At 72.3% G+C, this 16,899-nt stretch carries 15 protein-coding genes; 12 read left to right on the top strand and 3 right to left on the bottom strand.

Going from position 1 to position 16,899, the window contains the following annotated elements:
- Positions 1-145 precede the first annotated feature (145 nt).
- Positions 146-1,111 (bottom strand): LPXTG cell wall anchor domain-containing protein, encoded by a 966-nt coding sequence (locus tag IF22_RS0122950; protein ID WP_030335292.1) that lies wholly within the window; start codon positions 1,109-1,111, stop codon positions 146-148.
- Positions 1,112-1,506: 395 nt separating this feature from the next.
- On the opposite strand from IF22_RS0122950, the gene rsmD reads away from it, so the two are divergent.
- The 9 genes from rsmD to IF22_RS0122905 all read left to right on the top strand — a co-directional run bounded on the left by rsmD (position 1,507) and on the right by IF22_RS0122905 (position 9,479).
- Positions 1,507-2,070 carry a 16S rRNA (guanine(966)-N(2))-methyltransferase RsmD gene (rsmD, locus tag IF22_RS0122945; protein WP_030335291.1) on the top strand — a complete coding sequence of 188 codons (564 nt, stop codon included), beginning with the start codon at positions 1,507-1,509 and terminating at the stop codon, positions 2,068-2,070.
- Positions 2,067-2,549 carry a pantetheine-phosphate adenylyltransferase gene (gene coaD, locus IF22_RS0122940; protein WP_030335289.1) on the top strand — a complete coding sequence of 161 codons (483 nt, stop codon included), beginning with the start codon at positions 2,067-2,069 and terminating at the stop codon, positions 2,547-2,549. Before rsmD ends, coaD begins: the two co-directional genes overlap by 4 nt.
- A 275-nt stretch (positions 2,550-2,824) precedes the next feature.
- Complete coding sequence (locus tag IF22_RS0122935; protein ID WP_030335287.1) at positions 2,825-3,322, top strand: SPFH domain-containing protein; 498 nt, start codon at positions 2,825-2,827, stop codon at positions 3,320-3,322.
- A 109-nt stretch (positions 3,323-3,431) separates the two neighbouring features.
- Positions 3,432-3,995 carry a YceD family protein gene (locus IF22_RS0122930; protein ID WP_030335285.1) on the top strand — a complete coding sequence of 188 codons (564 nt, stop codon included), beginning with the start codon at positions 3,432-3,434 and terminating at the stop codon, positions 3,993-3,995.
- 5 nt (positions 3,996-4,000) lie between these two features.
- On the top strand, positions 4,001-4,174 hold the full coding sequence (gene rpmF / locus IF22_RS0122925) for a 50S ribosomal protein L32 (RefSeq protein ID WP_030335284.1): 174 nt from the start codon (positions 4,001-4,003) through the stop codon (positions 4,172-4,174).
- 114 nt (positions 4,175-4,288) lie between these two features.
- On the top strand, positions 4,289-5,272 hold the full coding sequence (locus IF22_RS0122920; RefSeq protein WP_030335282.1) for a fatty acid synthesis plsX protein: 984 nt from the start codon (positions 4,289-4,291) through the stop codon (positions 5,270-5,272).
- Positions 5,269-6,189: a ribonuclease III gene (gene rnc / locus IF22_RS33330; RefSeq protein WP_030335280.1), complete on the top strand. Its 921-nt coding sequence runs from the start codon at positions 5,269-5,271 to the stop codon at positions 6,187-6,189. The genes IF22_RS0122920 and rnc overlap by 4 nt, the downstream gene beginning before the upstream one ends.
- Positions 6,182-7,039 (top strand): bifunctional DNA-formamidopyrimidine glycosylase/DNA-(apurinic or apyrimidinic site) lyase, encoded by an 858-nt coding sequence (gene mutM / locus IF22_RS0122910; RefSeq protein WP_030335278.1) that lies wholly within the window; start codon positions 6,182-6,184, stop codon positions 7,037-7,039. The genes rnc and mutM overlap by 8 nt, the downstream gene beginning before the upstream one ends.
- A gap of 220 nt (positions 7,040-7,259) precedes the next feature.
- Entirely contained in the window at positions 7,260-9,479 is a 2,220-nt protein-coding gene (locus IF22_RS0122905) for an MMPL family transporter (protein WP_030335276.1), read from the top strand.
- A 144-nt stretch (positions 9,480-9,623) separates the two neighbouring features.
- On the opposite strand, the gene IF22_RS0122900 is transcribed toward IF22_RS0122905, so the two are convergent.
- Both IF22_RS0122900 and IF22_RS0122895 read right to left on the bottom strand, forming a co-directional pair.
- Positions 9,624-10,466 carry an endo alpha-1,4 polygalactosaminidase gene (locus IF22_RS0122900; protein ID WP_030335274.1) on the bottom strand — a complete coding sequence of 281 codons (843 nt, stop codon included), beginning with the start codon at positions 10,464-10,466 and terminating at the stop codon, positions 9,624-9,626.
- A gap of 117 nt (positions 10,467-10,583) precedes the next feature.
- Positions 10,584-11,744: a CAP domain-containing protein gene (locus IF22_RS0122895; RefSeq protein ID WP_030335272.1), complete on the bottom strand. Its 1,161-nt coding sequence runs from the start codon at positions 11,742-11,744 to the stop codon at positions 10,584-10,586.
- Positions 11,745-12,115: 371 nt separating this feature from the next.
- On the opposite strand from IF22_RS0122895, the gene IF22_RS0122890 reads away from it, so the two are divergent.
- The 3 genes from IF22_RS0122890 (at position 12,116) to IF22_RS0122880 (ending at position 16,891) form a co-directional block, all read left to right on the top strand.
- Complete coding sequence (locus IF22_RS0122890; RefSeq protein ID WP_007456482.1) at positions 12,116-12,310, top strand: hypothetical protein; 195 nt, start codon at positions 12,116-12,118, stop codon at positions 12,308-12,310.
- A 346-nt stretch (positions 12,311-12,656) separates the two neighbouring features.
- Positions 12,657-16,271 carry a chromosome segregation protein SMC gene (smc, locus tag IF22_RS0122885; RefSeq protein ID WP_030335269.1) on the top strand — a complete coding sequence of 1,205 codons (3,615 nt, stop codon included), beginning with the start codon at positions 12,657-12,659 and terminating at the stop codon, positions 16,269-16,271.
- Positions 16,271-16,891 (top strand): HAD family hydrolase, encoded by a 621-nt coding sequence (locus tag IF22_RS0122880; RefSeq protein WP_030335267.1) that lies wholly within the window; start codon positions 16,271-16,273, stop codon positions 16,889-16,891. The genes smc and IF22_RS0122880 overlap by 1 nt, the downstream gene beginning before the upstream one ends.
- The last annotated feature ends 8 nt before the right edge of the window (positions 16,892-16,899 follow it).

Below are 16,899 nucleotides of genomic sequence, written 5' to 3'. Positions count from 1 at the left end.
CACTCCAGTTTCATGAAGCCGGGGTATCCCGTCGACAGGGATACCCCGGTTTCCATGATGTCGAGTCGATCAGGCAGGCCACTACATGGCTGAGGGCGCGCCGACCGGGTGGTCGACGCGCCCTCAGGTGTCAGAGCGGGTTGTCTCAGGCGGTGAAGCGAACCCGACGACGGCGGGCCACCACGAACAGGGCGGCACCGGCGGCGAGCAGCACCACGGCGCCGGCGATGATGCCGCCGGTCGCGGCACCGGTCAGCGGCAGAGCCGGCTCGTCCTTGTCGCCGCCACCCTGACCCGGGGTGCAGTCGGCCGGCTTCTCCCACGCGATCGGCGCGGTGTCGTCCAGGCCCTCGGCGGCCGGCGTCACGACGAGACCCTCGGTCGCGTCGAAGGAGACGGAACCGGTCTCGCCCGGCTTCACGACGAGCGTCTTCACCTCGCCCTTGTTCGGGGTCAGGGTGAGCGTGACGGTCTCACCGTCGGCGGGGTTCTCGATCGTGAAGGTGAGCTTGTCGCAGGTCGACTCGACCGAGCCGACCGGCTCCGCCGGAGCCGGGGTGGCCGGCGGGGTCGGGGTCGGGCTCTGGGCCGGCGGCTGGCTCGGCGACGGAGAGGCGGTGGTGGGGGTCGGCGTGGGGGTCGCCGGTGCGCTGGGGGTCGGGGTGCTCGCCGGCGGCGTGGTCTCTGCCGCGCAGGTGCCCTTCGGCTCGGCGGCGACGGTCCGCGACTCGGTCACGATCCGGTCGGTACGCACCCATCGCGCCTCGACGGTCAGCTCGACCGTCGGCCGCTTCGTGTCGAAGGTGTGCGCCTGGGTGCCGGTGAGGAAACCTTGGCCCTTCGCCGGCAGGGTGGCGTCCTTCGCCAGGTCGCCGGTGAAGTCACCCGGGACGGTCGACTCGAGCTTGGTGATGGTCGCGTCGATGTTCTCGCTGTTGCCGACCGTCCAGGTCACCTTGACCTGACCGTCGGAGGTCAGGCAGTAGGTGCCGGAGGGCTCGGGGTGGTGGGCGCTCGCGGGGCTCGCGAGGGTGCCGACGCCGGCGAGGCCGATCAGCGCACCCGCGGCGATGGCCGCGACGCGCCGGAACGGAGACTTGGGAGGGTTCACGCCTGCTCCTGGTGAGGGGGGTACGGATCGCGTGGCGGGAGGCCGGGAGACGTGGTGACCGGGGAGTCACCTGCTCACCGGGGCGTCGCGACGCGGTGGTGTTCCCGCGGCGAAAGCGGGGACAGGGGGAGACTGTACTGATGGGTGGTTAATGAGGGGAGTTCAGATCATTGCCATCCGGCAATGTAGTCGATTCGTGATCTTTGATGAACCGAAGGTGTCCGTCCGATCACTGGGGACCGTCCTCGCGCCGCTGCTGCACTGTGGATTCCGGGCTTGCGTGGCTGCTCAGTCGCGCCGCGTCGTCGCCGGCTGGCCGGCTCCCCGGATCCGCGCCGTGCTGACCGGGCCCGCGTCGCATCGCGTAGCGTCGCGGGCATGAGCAGGAGGAAACGGTGACCCGGATCGTGGCCGGGACGCTCGGTGGCCGGCGGATTGCCGCGCCCCCCGGCGCCGGCACCCGACCCACCTCGGACCGGGTCCGGGAGGCGCTGTTCAGCGCCGTCCAGGCCGACGTCGATCTCGACGGCGCCCGCTTCGCCGACCTGTACGCCGGCTCCGGCGCGGTCGGGCTGGAGGCGCTCTCCCGGGGCGCCCGGCACGTGCTGCTCGTCGAGTCCGACCCGCGGGCGGCCCGGGTGATCCGGGAGAACGTCGCGGCCCTGCGCGCCGGCCCGGCGGCCCGTCTGGTCACCGGCAAGGTGGCGACGGTGCTGGCCGCCGGGCCGGACGGGGAGCCGTACGACGTGGTCTTCGCCGACCCGCCGTACGCGGTGCCGGACGAGGAGATCACCGCGATGTTGGCCGCGCTCGTCGACGGCGGCTGGCTGGCGCCCGACGCGTTGGTGGTGGTCGAGCGGTCCCGCCGCACCAGGGAGTTCGACTGGGTGGAGGGGATCACCGCCGAGCGCAGCCGCCGTTACGGCGAGACCACCCTTTGGTACGGTCGCCGATCATGAGACGTGCGGTGTGTCCCGGTTCGTTCGACCCGGTCACCAACGGACACCTCGACATCATCGGGCGGGCCAGTCGGCTCTTCGATGAGGTCATCGTCGGTGTGCTGGTGAATCAGTCGAAGAGTGGCCTGTTCACCGTCGAGGAGCGCATCGAGATGCTCCGCGAGGTGACCTCGTCGTACGGCAACGTGCGGGTCGAGTCGTTCCGCGGGCTGCTGGTGGACTTCTGCCGGGCCCAGCAGGCGAGCGTGCTGATCAAGGGTCTGCGGGCGGTCAGCGACTTCGACTACGAGTTGCAGATGGCCCAGATGAACATCGGTCTGGCTGGCGTGGAGACGCTCTTCATGCCGACCAATCCGCTCTACTCGTTCCTGTCGTCGAGCCTGGTCAAGGACGTGGCCAAGTGGGGTGGCGACATCTCCGCCCACGTCCCCGACCCGGTCCGCGAAGCGCTCCAGGCCCGTCTGGGCCCCCGCCGCTGAGCCGATCCCGCACCACGCGGCCCTGTCCGACCCCCTCACTTCCCGCGATCTTGCACTTATGGTTCCCGGATCGCTCCTTCTGAGGCGATTTGACGCAACAGGAAGTGCAAGATCGACGCCGAGGGTGGGGACGCGGCGGGTGACTATGTCGCGACTCGCCGGGATGGGGTGAGTGGGGCGGCGGTGGGGCGGGCACGACATGATTGGTGGCGCGGGGAACGGCCGTAGCCCGCATCATGGAGGTCGGCCGACGAACGACAGGAGTGAGGTAGCCGGTGGACCCGCTCGATCGCATCGACGAACTGATCGCCATCCTGGAGCAGGCCCGCTCCGTCCCGATGTCGCGCAACAACTGCATGGTCGACCGGGGTGAGATGATCGCTGCCCTCGACGAGATGCGCGCCGATCTCCCCGCCGACCTGCGTCGTGCCGCCGCCCTCCTGGAGGAGCGCGACAAGATCATGGAAGCCGGCAAGCGCGAGGCGGACCGGATCATCAGCGAGGGTGAGGCAGAACACGCCCGCCTGGTCTCGGTGAACGAGATCACTGTGTCCGCCGAGCACGAGGGTGCCCGGATCATCGGTGAGGCCCGCGCCGAGGCGCAGCGCCTGCGGGAGGAGGTCGACGACTACGTCGACACCGCGTTGGCCAACTTCGAGCAGTTCCTCACCCGGGCGCTGGCCTCGATAGAGCGCGGCCGGGACAAGATGCACGCGCTGCGGGAGATCGGCACCTTCGCTGGGGATGAGGCGGAACGCCCGCTACCCTTCTGAGCGGCACCTCACCAGCCGACTTCTCAGGCGGGCGTCGCCCCCGGTTCGACGGTCCGGCGGTCGTCCAGGTAACCTTTTTTGTCGGCCTCTCACCGGCCGGAGTCTAACTATGCCCAAGCACTCGCCATCGACACTCAACCCCAGGTCGCCGCTGGTCCTCGACACGAGGGACCTGCCGCGTCGCCCTGGCGCGTTGCGTGAGGTCCAGCGGGTCGTGCCGGCACCGGCGGACCTCGGTGTGGAGTTGATCGGCGTGCCGGAGGGCGCGGACCTCGACCTCGATCTGAGGTTGCAGTCGGTGTCCGAGGGCGTGCTCGTCTCCGGGACCATCACCGGTCCCGTCCGGGGCGAGTGCGGCCGTTGTCTGCGCGAGATCAACGACTCGATGGCCGTGACGATCCAGGAGCTGTACGCGTACGAGGACAGCACCACGGACGCCACGACCGACGAGGACGAGGTGGGCCGGATGCAGGGCGATCTGATCGACCTGGAGCCGGCGCTGCGGGACGCGTTGGTGCTCACGCTGCCGACCAACCCGCTCTGCCGGGAGGACTGCCCAGGACTGTGCCCCGAATGTGGGGCGCACTGGGACGATCTGCCGGCCGACCACAGTCACCAGCAGATCGACCCGCGTTGGGCGGGCCTGTCGCAACTGACCGTTACAGAGGAGTAAGAACCGTGGCCGTCCCGAAGCGCAAGATGTCGCGCAGCAACACCCGGTCCCGCCGGGCGAACTGGAAGGCGACCGTGGTCGCGACCGTTGCGTGCCCGCAGTGCAAGTCCCCGAAGCTGCCGCACGCCGCCTGCTCCGTCTGCGGCACCTACAACGGCCGCCAGGTTCTCGAGGTCTGACCTGGACGCCGAGTGACGCCCCCGACCCCAGGTCGGGCGGCGCGCGCATCCTGGCATTCGCCCGGTGCTCCGGCTCCCTCCGACGCCGGCCGGCCTAACCCGGCCGGCGTTCCGGTGGAGCCGGGCGCCGCGCGGATCGCCGTTGACCTCCTCGGCGGGGACGACGCTCCCGCCGTCGTGGTTGACGGCGCTCTGCGGGCCATGCGCGCCGACCCTGACCTGCATCTGCTTCTCGTCGGTCCGACCGAGGTCGCCGACGAGCTGATTGCCGCCCTCGATCCGGCGCAACGCGCCCGGATCACCGTGCGGCCCGTCCGCGATGTCGTCGGCATGGCCGACCATCCCAGCGCCGCCCGCGCCGAGAGCACCGTCCGGGCCGCGGTCACCGCCGTCCGGGACGGGACCGCCGACGCCCTGGTCTCCGCCGGCGCCACCGGTGCCACAGTCACCGCAGCCGTGCTCGGCCTCGGCCGGTCACCGGAGATCCGCCAACCTGCGCTTGCGGCCACCCTGCCCGCCGTGGCGGGGCCGGTCGTGTTGCTCGATGTCGGCGGCTCCCTGGAACCCCGCCCGGCCACCCTCGCCCGGCACGCCGTGCTCGGCGCCGCCTACGCGGCGGTGGCCCACTCGATCGCCGCGCCCCGGGTCGGGCTGCTCTCGGTCGGCACCGAGGCCGGCAAGGGCGACCGGGTTCGCCGCGCCACCGACCCGCTGCTCGCCGTCGAACCGCTGCCCGGTGGGGCGCGCTACGTCGGTCTGGTCGAGGGGTTCGACGTGGCCCTCGGCGCGCGCGCCGATGTCGTCGTCACCGACGGGTTCACCGGTAACGTGCTGCTCAAGGCCATTGAGGGCGCGTACGCGATGGCCGGCGGCCCACCCGCGCAGGGCGGCGCCCCCCGCGCGGCGGCCCTGTTGGGTGTCGTCGGGACGGTGGTCGTCTGCCACGGGTCCGCCCGCGCCGACGACGTCGCCTCCGGCATAGCTCTCGCCGCCCACCTGTGGCGGCGGCGCGCCACCGATCTGGTCTCCGCGTTGCTCGACGGCAACGCCGCGACGAATCGCACCGATCGCTCCACCGACACCGAGGTACGCACATGAGCAACGACAAGCGGCGGCGGGCGTCCGTCGGTCACCTGGAAGCCGCCTTCGGCGTGAGCCTGGAACCCGAGCTGCTCCAGCGCGCGTTGACCCACCGGTCGTACGCGTACGAGAACGGCGGGCTGCCCACCAACGAGCGGCTGGAGTTCCTCGGCGACTCGGTGCTCGGCGTGGTGATCACCACGGCGCTCTTCCACAACCACCCGGATCTGCCCGAGGGGCAACTCGCCAAGCTGCGGGCCAGCGTGGTCAACATGCGGGCGCTCGCCGACGTGGCCCGCGGTCTGGGCCCGGAAGGGCTCGGCGCGTACCTGCTGCTCGGCAAGGGTGAGGAGACGACCGGTGGCCGGGACAAGGCGAGCATCCTCGCCGACACGCTGGAGGCGCTGCTCGGCGCGATCTACCTGCAGTACGGCCTGGACACCACGGGGATCGTCATCCACCGGCTCTTCGACCCGCTGATGGCCGAGTCGGCCGGTCGCGGCGCCGCCCTGGACTGGAAGACCAGTCTCCAGGAGTTGACGGCGGCGCTCGGGCTGGGCGTGCCGGAGTACCGCATCGAGGGCACCGGCCCGGATCACCTCAAGACGTTCACCGCCTGGGTGGTGGTGGCCGGCAACCGGTACGGCGGCGCGGAGGGGCGCAGCAAGAAGGAGGCCGAGCAGCGGGCCGCCGAGGCCGCCTGGCGCACGCTCGCCGAGCAGAACGACCAGAACGGCGACGACGGCCAGGATGGTCGGGCCGGCGACCGCCAGAACCAGCCGACCGACCGGGACGACGCGGCCGACCGGGGTGAGCCGTTCGGGCCGCTGGAGCGTGCCGAGCGGGCCGCTTCGGCCGAGCAGGCCGACCACCTGGCGCAGGCGCTGCCGGCCGGGGGCGCCGACGGCCACGAGACGGGGCCGGCGCGTGCCTGAGCTGCCCGAGGTGGAGACCGTCCGGCAGGGGGTGGCCCAGTGGGTCGTCGGCCGGCGGATCGCCTCGGTCGAGGTCCGTCATCCGCGTGCGGTCCGCCGGCACGCTCCCGGCGACGTGCACTTCGCCGACGTGCTCGCCGGCCGGACGGTGCTGGACGCCCGCCGTCGCGGTAAGTACCTGTGGCTGCCACTGGACAGCGGTGACGCGATCGTCGGGCACCTCGGCATGTCGGGTCAGCTGCTGCTCCAGCCACCCGGCACAGTGGACGAGACCCACCTGCGGGTCCGGTTCCGGTTCAGCGACGACGGCCCGGAGCTGCGCTTCGTCGACCAGCGCACGTTCGGTGGGCTCTCGGTGAGCGAGGGCGGCGCCGAGTTGCCCGACGAGATCGCACACATCGCCCGCGACCCGATGGACCCGGAGTTCTCCGACGCGGCGTTCGTCGCGGCGCTGCGCCGCCGGCACACCGAGGTGAAGCGGGCCCTGCTCGACCAGACCCTGATCTCCGGGGTGGGCAACATCTACGCCGACGAGGCGCTCTGGCGCGCCCGGCTGCACGGCACCCGACCCACCGACGCGCTGACCGCTCCGGCCGCGCAGCGCCTGCTCGGTCACGTCCGCGACGTGCTGGCCGAGGCGATCAAGGAGGGCGGCACCAGCTTCGATGCCCTCTACGTCAACGTCAACGGCGAGAGTGGCTACTTCGACAGGGCGCTCAACGCCTACGGCCGCGAGGGCGAGCCGTGCCGCCGGTGCGGCGCGCCGATCCGCCGGGAAGCGTTCATGAACCGGTCGTCGTACAGCTGCCCGCGCTGTCAGCCACGGCCCCGGGGGTCCCTTCGGGGATGACCCGGAGCCCGCTCGGGGCGCCGCCGGCGGGTCGCGGCGGGTCGCTCCGGGCTGGACCCCGGGGTACGCCCGGATCGCGGGCTGACGCCCGCGGAACGCACCCCCGCTCCCGGTCCGATGGTTCCAGGGTGGGCCGGGGTCGATCCCCGATGTGACCGCCTCGTCGCGCACCTAGCGTCAGCACAGTTGACCGGGGGCTGACGTGACAGGGGGATCCGAGATGGGCAGAAGACCGGTGACGGTGCGGCTGGCGCGGTGGAGCGCCGAGCACCCGTGGCGGGCGATCGCACTGTGGGCCGTGTTCGTGGCGGTGTGCTTCGTCGGCGGCAACGCCGCCGGACTCAACGAGGCCACCAACAGCGACCAGGCGATCGGCGAGGCGGGACGGGCCAGCCTGATCGTGGACGCCGGTGACTTCGCCGACCCGGCCGTGGACAACGTCCTGATCACCTCCACCGGTGGTGCACTGGACCAGGCGGCGGCGAAGGCGGCGGCCGACGACGCGGCGGCCCGGCTGCGTACCGTCGCCGGGGTTGCCGGGGTGGGCCAGCCGGTCACCGCGCGGGACGGCTCGGCGCTGTTGCTGCCGATCACCATGTCGGGCGACCCGGAGACCGCCTCGGAGCGGGTGCAGCCGCTGCGGGACGCCACCGCAGCCGTGCAGGCGGCGCACCCCGAACTGCGCGTCGAGCAGGTCGGCGGGCCGTCGATCGGTCAGGCCCTCGACGACACCCTGGGCAAGGACTTCAAGCGCGCCGAGCTGCTCAGTCTGCCGGTCACCCTGGCGATCCTGATCATCGCGTTCGGCGCGCTGATCGCGGCGAGCGTGCCGGTGCTGCTGGCGCTCTCCTCGGTGGCCGCCGCGATGGGTCTGTCCACCCTCGCCTCGCACCTGGTGCCGGCCACCGACACCACGGCACCGGTGATCCTGCTGATCGGCATGGCGGTCGGTGTCGACTACTCGCTGTTCTACATCCGTCGGGAGCGGGAGGAACGCGCCAAGGGCCGGTCCGGGCTGGACGCGGTGGAGATCGCCGCGGAGACCTCCGGGCACGCCGTGGTGGTCTCCGGCTTCGCGGTGATCATCTCGATGGCCGGGCTGCTGCTCGCCGGCGACGTGGTCTTCTCGTCCCTCGCCATCGGCTCGATCCTCGTGGTGGCCGTCGCGGTGACCGGTTCGCTGACCGTCCTGCCCGCGCTGCTGGCCCGACTCGGCCGCTGGGTGGACCGGCCCCGGGTGCCGCTGCTCTGGCGACTCACCGCGCCGCGCACCGGCCGGCACGGTGAACCCCGCGCGCCCCGGCTGTGGCCCGCGGTGCTCCGGCCCGCGCTGCGCGCGCCGGTCGCGACGCTTGTCATCTCGGTCGGGCTGCTGCTCGCGCTGGCCGCGCCGGCGCTCGGAATGAAACTGAAGTTCCCCGGCATGGAGGACCTGCCCCGCACGACCCCGGCCATGCAGGCGTACGACCGGCTCACCGCGGCCTTCCCGAGCGCCGGGACCAATCACGTGGTGGCTGTCCGGGCGCCCGCCGACCAGGCCGACCGGGTACACGCCGCCCTCACCGACCTGTCCGCCCGGGCGGCCGGCGATCCGCTGTTCGCCCCGGCCGAGGCGGACGGCCCGAAGATCGAGGTGTCGGCCGACCGACGGGTCACGGTGCTGGACGTGCCGACCCCGTACGCCAGTCGCGACGACCGGTCCGTGCAGTCGCTGGAGAAGCTGCGCGGCGACCTGGTCCCGGCCGAGCTGCGGGGCATCCCCGGCATCGAGTACGCGGTGGGCGGGGGCGTGGCCGACAGCGAGGACTACGCACAGCACGTGCGGGACAAGTTGCCGCTGGTCATGGGCTTCGTGCTGGTGCTGACCTTCCTGGTCATGGCGTTCACCTTCCGGTCGGTGGTCATCGCGGCCAGCTCGATCGCGCTGAACCTGCTCTCCGCCGGTGCCGCGTACGGCCTGCTGGTGCTGGTCTTCCAGGGCGAGTGGGCGCAGGGGCTGCTGGGCTTCACGTCGATGGGCGCGATCGTGTCCTGGCTGCCGCTGTTCCTCTTCGTGGTGCTGTTCGGCCTCTCGATGGACTACCACGTCTTCGTGGTCAGTCGGATTCGCGAGGGCGTCCGTTCCGGCCTGGCCAACCGTGACGCCGTGTCGTACGGGATCACCTCGTCGGCCGGGGTGGTGACCAGCGCGGCGATCGTGATGGTCGGAGTGTTCTCGATCTTCGCCACGCTGAGCACCATCGACATGAAGCAGCTCGGCATCGGTCTGGCGGCGGCGATCCTGCTGGACGCCACCATCATCCGGGGCGTGGTGCTGCCGGCATTGATGACCATGCTCGGCGACGCCAACTGGTGGGCCCCGCGCTTCCTGCGACCCACCCCGGCACCCGCACCCACAGACCCCCCAGCCCCAACCCCAGAACTCCTCCCCATCCCCTAACCCCCGCCCCGTCCCCGCGCGCCCCCTCAATCCGCCGATCTTGCACTTTCGGTGGCGACAAAGCCGAATGAACCTGGCATGTCGACCACCGAAAGTGCAAGATCGCGGGATGCAAGATCGCGGGGTGCGGGGTGCGGACCGGGATCAGGGCAGGGGGCAGGGGTCGCGGGAGGCGTCGAGGGTGCGGTCCTTGCGGATCGACGCGAAGCCGTAGCCGACAGTGGTGACACAGAAGTCGTCGGTGGAGCCGGTGTACTCCACGTGGAAGACCGGCTTGCCGGCGTCGCTGAACGGCAGCAGTTTGGCGCACTGGGCCAGCCGGACGCACTCCTCGTTGACCGCGAAGTCGAAGTCCGGGGCGAGCGCGGCGAGCTGCGGCACGTCGTTGGCCAGCCCGGGGGAGAGGCTCAGCGAGCGGGCCAGCTCGGCCAGCCGGCGGTTGAACAGCAGTTGGTCGTCGAAGTCGAGCGGAAAGCCGGTGCGGGCCGCGTACCCGTCGGCGTCGAAGAGCGCCACCGCGCCGAAGCCCTTGCCCCGGCAGAGTCGGAAACGGTCGGCCAGCACCGGCTTGAGCGCGTCCCAACTCCGGACGTCCAGCCACCGGCTGTCGGGTCGACGCCCGGCCGCGCCCCGGACGATCTCCGGGAACCGGTTGGCGTCCGGGTCGTCGGAGCCGACCGACCCCACGTTCACCTGGCAGATCAACCGGCGGTCCCGAGAGCGCAGCTCGGCGGTCTGCGCGGCGGTGGTGGTCACCGGGTCGAGCAGGAAGACGTCGGCGTCCACCGCCGGATCGAGCGGGCCGCTGAGCTGCCACTGCCACTGCCAGTGCCGGGCCTGTTCCGTCGGCCAGGCGGTGGGCGCGCCGGGTGGGGTCAGCGCGGGACGGCACCCGTACGCCGGCAGCACCAGCACGAGCACGACGCTGGCCGACAGGGCGCGGCGCAGTGGGCGTACGGCGACGCGTCGCCGTGGCCGGATCCGCATCGGCAGCTCCCGGGTCCCGGACGGCCGGTCGCCGCCCGCACCGGTACGCGGCCCCCACGCTCCGGCCCGACGTACCTCACCGGGTCAAACGAGCGCGGGGGCGGGAACGACGCGCGATCAGCGCGGCGCCGCGAAGACCTGCGTCCAGTACGGTCCGTTGCTGCTGGCGATGCCGACGCCGATCTCGGTGAACGCGCAGTTCAGGATGTTTGCCCGGTGGCCGGAGCTGTTCATCCAGGCGTCCATGACCGCGGCCGGGGTCTTCTGGTTCCAGGCCACGTTCTCGCCGTACGTGCGCCAGGTGTAGCCGACCCGGTCCAGCCGGGTGCCGGCGTTGCTGCCGTCGCTGCCGGTGTGCGACATGTTCTGGTGGTCGGCCTGATCCTGGCTGTGCCGCTGGGCGGCAGTCATCAGCTTGTCGTCGATGCTGAGCGCCTTGCAGCCGGCCTTGGCTCGTTCGGCGTTGACCAGGTCCACCACCTCGCGGGCCTGGGCGCTGACCGAGCCGCTGGAGCCGCCGGTGTTGGTGGAGCCGCCGGTGCTGCTCGGCGCGCTGGTGCGCGCGACGCTGCGCCGTGACGCCGCGGTGCTCCGCGGCGATGTCGGCGTGGGCTTGACGACCTTGCTCGGCGTCGGGCTCGGCGACGTCGGGCTGGGTGTGGCGGACGGGGAGGGCGCGGCGAGGGTGTCCAGCACCGGCTCCTCGGTCGGTACGGCCGACGCGGCGTAGGAGTCGTCGACGGCCGTCGGTTGCGCGGCCCCGTCGTCACCGCCGGGAAGCGCGAGCGCGCCGACGCCGAAGCTCACCACGAGGGTGGCGGCCGCGGCGGCGCCCCCGATCATCAGCGGCTTGCGCCAGCGGCGTGGGGAGCGGTGCCGTCCCTCTGCGGTCCGCCCGGTCTCGGCGGCGGCGCGCCAGCCGTTGCTGGTCTCCGGGTCGCTGTCGGGCTGCCAGCCGCCGGGCGCCTCATTCTCGGCGTGCCAGCCGCCGGTGTCCTGCGGCCCCGGGCGGTTGTCGCCCCAGCGGCTGTTCGCACCGTCCGGCTGGTGGGCCGGCCATGGCGCCGTGTGCGCCTCCGCGGGCGTCGCCGGCTCCGGCTGTCGGCCGCTGGTGGGCTGCTCCCGGTGCCACTCGTCGCCCGGCTGACCGGGCTCGTCACCGAACAGATAGGCCGAGCGGGGCTCCGGGCGGTCGTGCAGCCAGGCCGGCTCGTCGGTCGGCCCTCCGGTGCGCCGGGGGGCGCCGTTCGGGTCCATCGGATCGGTCCAGCCGTACACGCCTATGCCTCCAGGGGTCGGTTGCGGGCCGGGGTGACGCTACGGCGCGCCTACGACCTGCGGCAACGTGGCTAAGAAAGAGTTAAGGCGAAGTCGGACGCCAGGGTGCGGACTTCGGCGGATCCGGGCGTACAGTAAAGGCGTCCGGACAGAGAGTGTCCGTGCCTTGCGGCAGCCCCCCGACAAGTGGACAGGTCGACGTGGAGATGATCTACGGCCTGCGAGAACTTGACGAAGGAGGGGTTTGCGGCTCAATATATAGGTGTCGCCAGTCGCGCCCGGTCATGCCCAGATACAGCCTGGAATGACAGCCGCGTACAAATGGGCGCGCGTTGGCCGGCCTTTCCGGCAGCGCATATCAAGGAGTCAGCATGGCGAAGGCCCTCTACGGCCACGTAGGTGCAGCGCCCGACCGGCGTCTGCTCGACGAGGTCACCCGACTGCGTGCCAGGGTCCAGGCACTGGAGTTCGAGATCACGCGTCTGCGTGCCGACAATGATCGGCTCGCGGCGGCTGCGGCGGAGGCGGACGATCTGCTCCGTCTGGCCGAGCCGGCGCTGACCTGATCTTCAGGTCCTCAAAACTGAATCGCACTACCGCAAAAATGCGCGCCGACACCTCTGTGCCGGCGCGCAACACTGTCCGGCACCTTTTCGACACCGACCATTCATGATCTTGCGATGGGTCGGGGAAGCGCACCTCGCAGTTACCGAAAAGCGCGTCGATGGATAAGCGATCATGAAAGGTGCTTGCCTTTCTTTGCGGGCGACAGAACGGCAGCGCCCCCCACGGTCGACGCGACGCGGGGCGGGTCGCGTGCCGGCCCGCTCCCACCGCCGGGTTAGTCTGCGAGTTCACCCAGGTCCCCACAGCCGGCGACGGTACGGCGGCCACCGGACGAGGATCGAGTAGGTGTATCTCAAGAGCCTGACGGTGAAGGGGTTCAAGTCCTTCGCCTCCGCCACGACGTTGAAGCTGGAACCCGGGATCACCTGTGTGGTGGGCCCGAACGGCTCGGGCAAGTCCAACGTCGTCGACGCCATCGCCTGGGTGCTCGGCGAGCAGGGCGCCAAGGCGCTGCGTGGCGGCAAGATGGAGGACGTCATCTTCGCCGGCACCGCCGGTCGGGCGCCGCTGGGCCGCGCCGAGGTCACCCTGACCATCGACAACACCGACGGCGCGCTGCCGATCGAGTACACCGAGGTCTCCATCACCCGCCGGATGTTCCGCTCCGGCGAGAGCGAGTACGAGATCAACGGCAACTCCTGCCGGCTGCTCGACATCCAGGAACTGCTCTCCGACTCCGGCATCGGCCGGGAGATGCACATCATCGTCGGGCAGGGCCGCCTCGACGGCATGCTGCACGCCAAGCCGGAGGACCGCCGCGCGTTCATCGAGGAGGCGGCCGGCGTCCTCAAGCACCGCAAGCGCAAGGAAAAGGCGCTGCGCAAGCTCGACGCGATGCAGACCAACCTCAACCGCCTCACCGACCTCACCGCCGAGCTGCGTCGTCAGCTCAAGCCGCTGGGCCGGCAGGCCGAGGTGGCCCGACGCGCCGCCGCCATCCAGGCCAACCTGCGCGACGCCCGGTTGCGCCTGCTCGCCGACGACCTGGCCACCCTGCGGACCACCCTGGATCGGGAGATCGCCGACGAGACCGCGCTGCGCGAGCGGCGTGAGCAGATCGAGGGCGAGCACGCCGAGGTGCAGGGCCGGCTCGGTGAGCTGGAGGCCGCCCTCGCAGAGGACGCGCCGCTGCTCGCCGCCGCCCAGGACACCTGGTACAAGCTGTCCGCCCTGCAGGAACGCTTCCGCTCGATCGAGCAACTGGCCCGGGAGCGGCTGCGGCACCTGAGCGCCACCGGCGACGACGAACGACCCGGCCGCGACCCGGACCAGCTGGAGGCCGAGGCGGAACGCGTCCGGGAGCAGGAGGAGGAGCTGCGCGGCGCGCTCACCGACGACCAGATCCGACTGGCCGAGGCGGTCGAGCACCGCCAGGAGCTGGAACGGCAGCTCGCCGCCGCCGAACGGGAGCTGGTCGCCGCCGCCAAGGCCATCGCCGACCGGCGGGAGGGCATGGCGAGGCTCACCGGCCAGGTCAACTCCGCCCGGGCTCGGACCACCAGCGCCGGCGAGGAGATCGAACGCCTCGCCATCGCGCACGCCGACGCGCTGGGCCGCGCCGAGCAGGCGCAGGCCGACCTGGACGCGGTCGCCGCCCAGTCCACCGAGGCCGACCGGGACAACGCGGACCTGGATGCCCGGCACGCCGAGGCGGTCGCCGTGCAGGAGCGGGCACAGGCCAGCGTCCGATCACTGACCGACGCCGAGCGGGCGGCGGAGAAGGACGCCGCCACCTGGAAGGCCAGGGAGGAGGCGCTCGCCCTGGGACTGCGGCGCAAGGACGGTGCGGGGGCCCTGCTCGCCCGCGCCGGGGACGTGCCCGGCCTGCTCGGCAGCCTCGCCGGGCTGCTCACCGTCGCCCCGGGCCACGAGGCCGCGCTGGCCGCCGCGCTCGGCGGCCTCGCCGACGCGGTCGCCGTCAGTGGGGTGGACGAGGCCGTCGAGGCGATGCGGCTGCTGAAGATCTCCGACGCCGGCCGGGCCGGCCTGCTGGTCGGCAGCCCGGCGGGGCCCGGCATGACCGGCTCCGCGGACGCGCTGCGCCCGAAGCTGCCGGACGGTGCCCGGTGGGCGCCCGACCTGGTGGAGTGCGGCGACGAGCTGCGGCCGGCGGTGCACCGGGCCCTGCGCGACGTGGCGCTCGTCGATGATCTCGCCGCCGCGGCGGAGCTGGTCGCCACCAACCCCGAGCTGCGGGCGGTCACCCCGGACGGTGACGTGGTCGGGGCGTACGCGGCCGCGGGTGGGTCGGCCAAGGCCCCCAGCTACATCGAGGTGCAGGCCGCCGTGGAGGAGGCTCGCGCCAATCGGCTCACCGCCGAACGCGCCGCCTCGGAGCTGCGTGACCAGTTGGTCGAGGCGCGCGCCGAGGTGGCCGCCGCCAAGGAGGCAGTGCAGCACGCCGCCGCCGAGAAGCGCGAGGCGGAGAGCCACCGCAACGCCGCCGCCCGCCGCCTGGCCGAGCTGGGCGCGGCAGCCCGGTCCGCGAAGGCCGAGACGGACCGGCTCGGGGACTCCCGCTCCCGCGCCGAGGCCGCCCGGCAACGGGACCTCACCGCCCTCGCCGAACTGGAGGAGCGGCTGCGGCTGGCCGAGGAGACCCCGGTCGACGCCGAGCCCTCCACCGAGGAACGCGACCAACTGGCGGCCATGGTGCCGCAGGCCCGGCAGAACGAGATGGAGGTCCGGCTCGCCGTCCGTACCGCCGAGGAGCGGGTCTCCTCGATCGCCGGCCGAGCCGACTCCCTCGCCCGGCAGGCCACCGCGGAACGGGCCGCCCGGGAACGCGCGGCGGCCCGGCGGGCCGCCCGTGCCCGGGGCGCGAGCATCGCCCGGTCCGTCGCCGGTGGCGCCCGGGAGGCGCTGACCCGGCTGACCACCTCGATCGCGACGGCCGAGGAGCACCGCGACGCGGTCGCCCTGGAACGGGCCGCGCGCGAGGCGGAGCTTCAGGAGGTACGCGGCGCCGCCAAGCGGCTCGGCGCGGAGCTGGAGCGGCTGACCAGCCAGGTGCACCGCGACGAGGTGGCCCGGGCGGAGCAGCGGCTGCGAATCGAGCAGTTGGAGGCGAAGGCCGCCGAGGACTTCGGGCTGGACGTGGAGACGCTCGTCGCCGAGTACGGCCCCACCCAGCCCGTGCCGCCGACCCAGGTCGACGTCGCGGCGGCCGAACGGGACGGTCTGCCGGTGCCCGAGCCGGTGCGCTACGAGCGGCCGGTGCAGGAGAAGCGGGCCGCGAAGGCGGAACGCGAACTCGCCCTGCTGGGCAAGGTCAACCCGCTCGCGCTGGAGGAGTTCGCCGCGCTGGAGGAGCGTTTCAAGTTCCTCTCCGAGCAGTTGGAGGACCTCAAGGCCACCCGCCGGGACCTGCTCACCGTGGTCAAGGACGTGGACGAGCGGATCCTGGAGGTGTTCGCCAGCGCCTTCGAGGACACCGCCCGCGAGTTCGAGCAGGTGTTCACAGTGCTCTTCCCCGGCGGCGAGGGACGGCTGATCCTCACCGAACCGGACGACCTGCTCACCACCGGCGTCGAGGTGGAGGCCCGCCCGCCGGGCAAGAAGATCAAGCGTTTGTCGCTGCTCTCCGGTGGCGAGCGGTCGCTGACCGCGGTGGCCATGCTGGTGGCGATCTTCCGCGCCCGACCCAGCCCGTTCTACATCATGGACGAGGTGGAGGCGGCCCTGGACGACGTCAACCTGGGCCGGCTGATCACACTGCTGGCACAGTTGCGGGAGAAGAGTCAGCTGATCGTCATCACGCACCAGAAGCGGACGATGGAGATCGCCGACGCGCTCTACGGCGTAACCATGCGCAGCGGGGTCACCCAGGTGATCAGCCAACGGCTCAACCGGGCCGACGAGGACGACCAGCGGCACGGCCGCGGCGAGGAGAACGGGTAGTGGCTCGGGAACGCGCGACGGCGCTCCTGCTGGACTTCGACGGCGTACTGCGTCGGTGGGACCCGGCGGTGGCCGCCGTTGTGGAGCGGGAGTACGGCCTCTCCGAGGGGGTGCTCGGCGAAATCGCCATGCAGTGGGGGCGGCTCCAGCCGGTGCTCACCGGCCAGGTCAATCACGCCGAGTGGATGAGCAGTGTGGCGGACGCCCTGACCGAATCGGTGGGCAGCCCGGAACGGGCCCGCGCTGCGGTGGAGCAGTGGCAGAGCTACCGGGGAGAGGTCGACCAGGAGGTGCTGGCGTTCGTCCGGGAGGTCCGCGCGGCGGGCGTCCGGGTCGGGCTGGGCACCAACGCCACCGACCTGCTCGACGCCGACCTGGCCGCGCTCGGCCTGGTCGGCGAGCTGGACGTGGTGGTCAACTCCTCGGTGGTCGGCGTGCACAAGCCCGCCCCGGAATACTTCCAGGCCGCCTGCGTGGCCCTGGCCACCCCGCCGGCCCGGGTCCTGTTCGTCGACGACGAGGACTGGGCCGTGCGGGGTGCCCGGTCCGCCGGGCTGTCGGCGCACCGCTGGGGCGGCCACGCCGACCTCCGTTACCTGCGCGCCGCCCTGGCGTACTGAGCGAGGCG

This window comes from Micromonospora parva, from assembly GCF_000718515.1.
GTDB lineage: Bacteria > Actinomycetota > Actinomycetes > Mycobacteriales > Micromonosporaceae > Micromonospora > Micromonospora parva.
The sequence above is the reverse complement of the archived record's forward strand: the minus strand, read 5'-3'. Positions and strand labels throughout refer to the sequence as shown.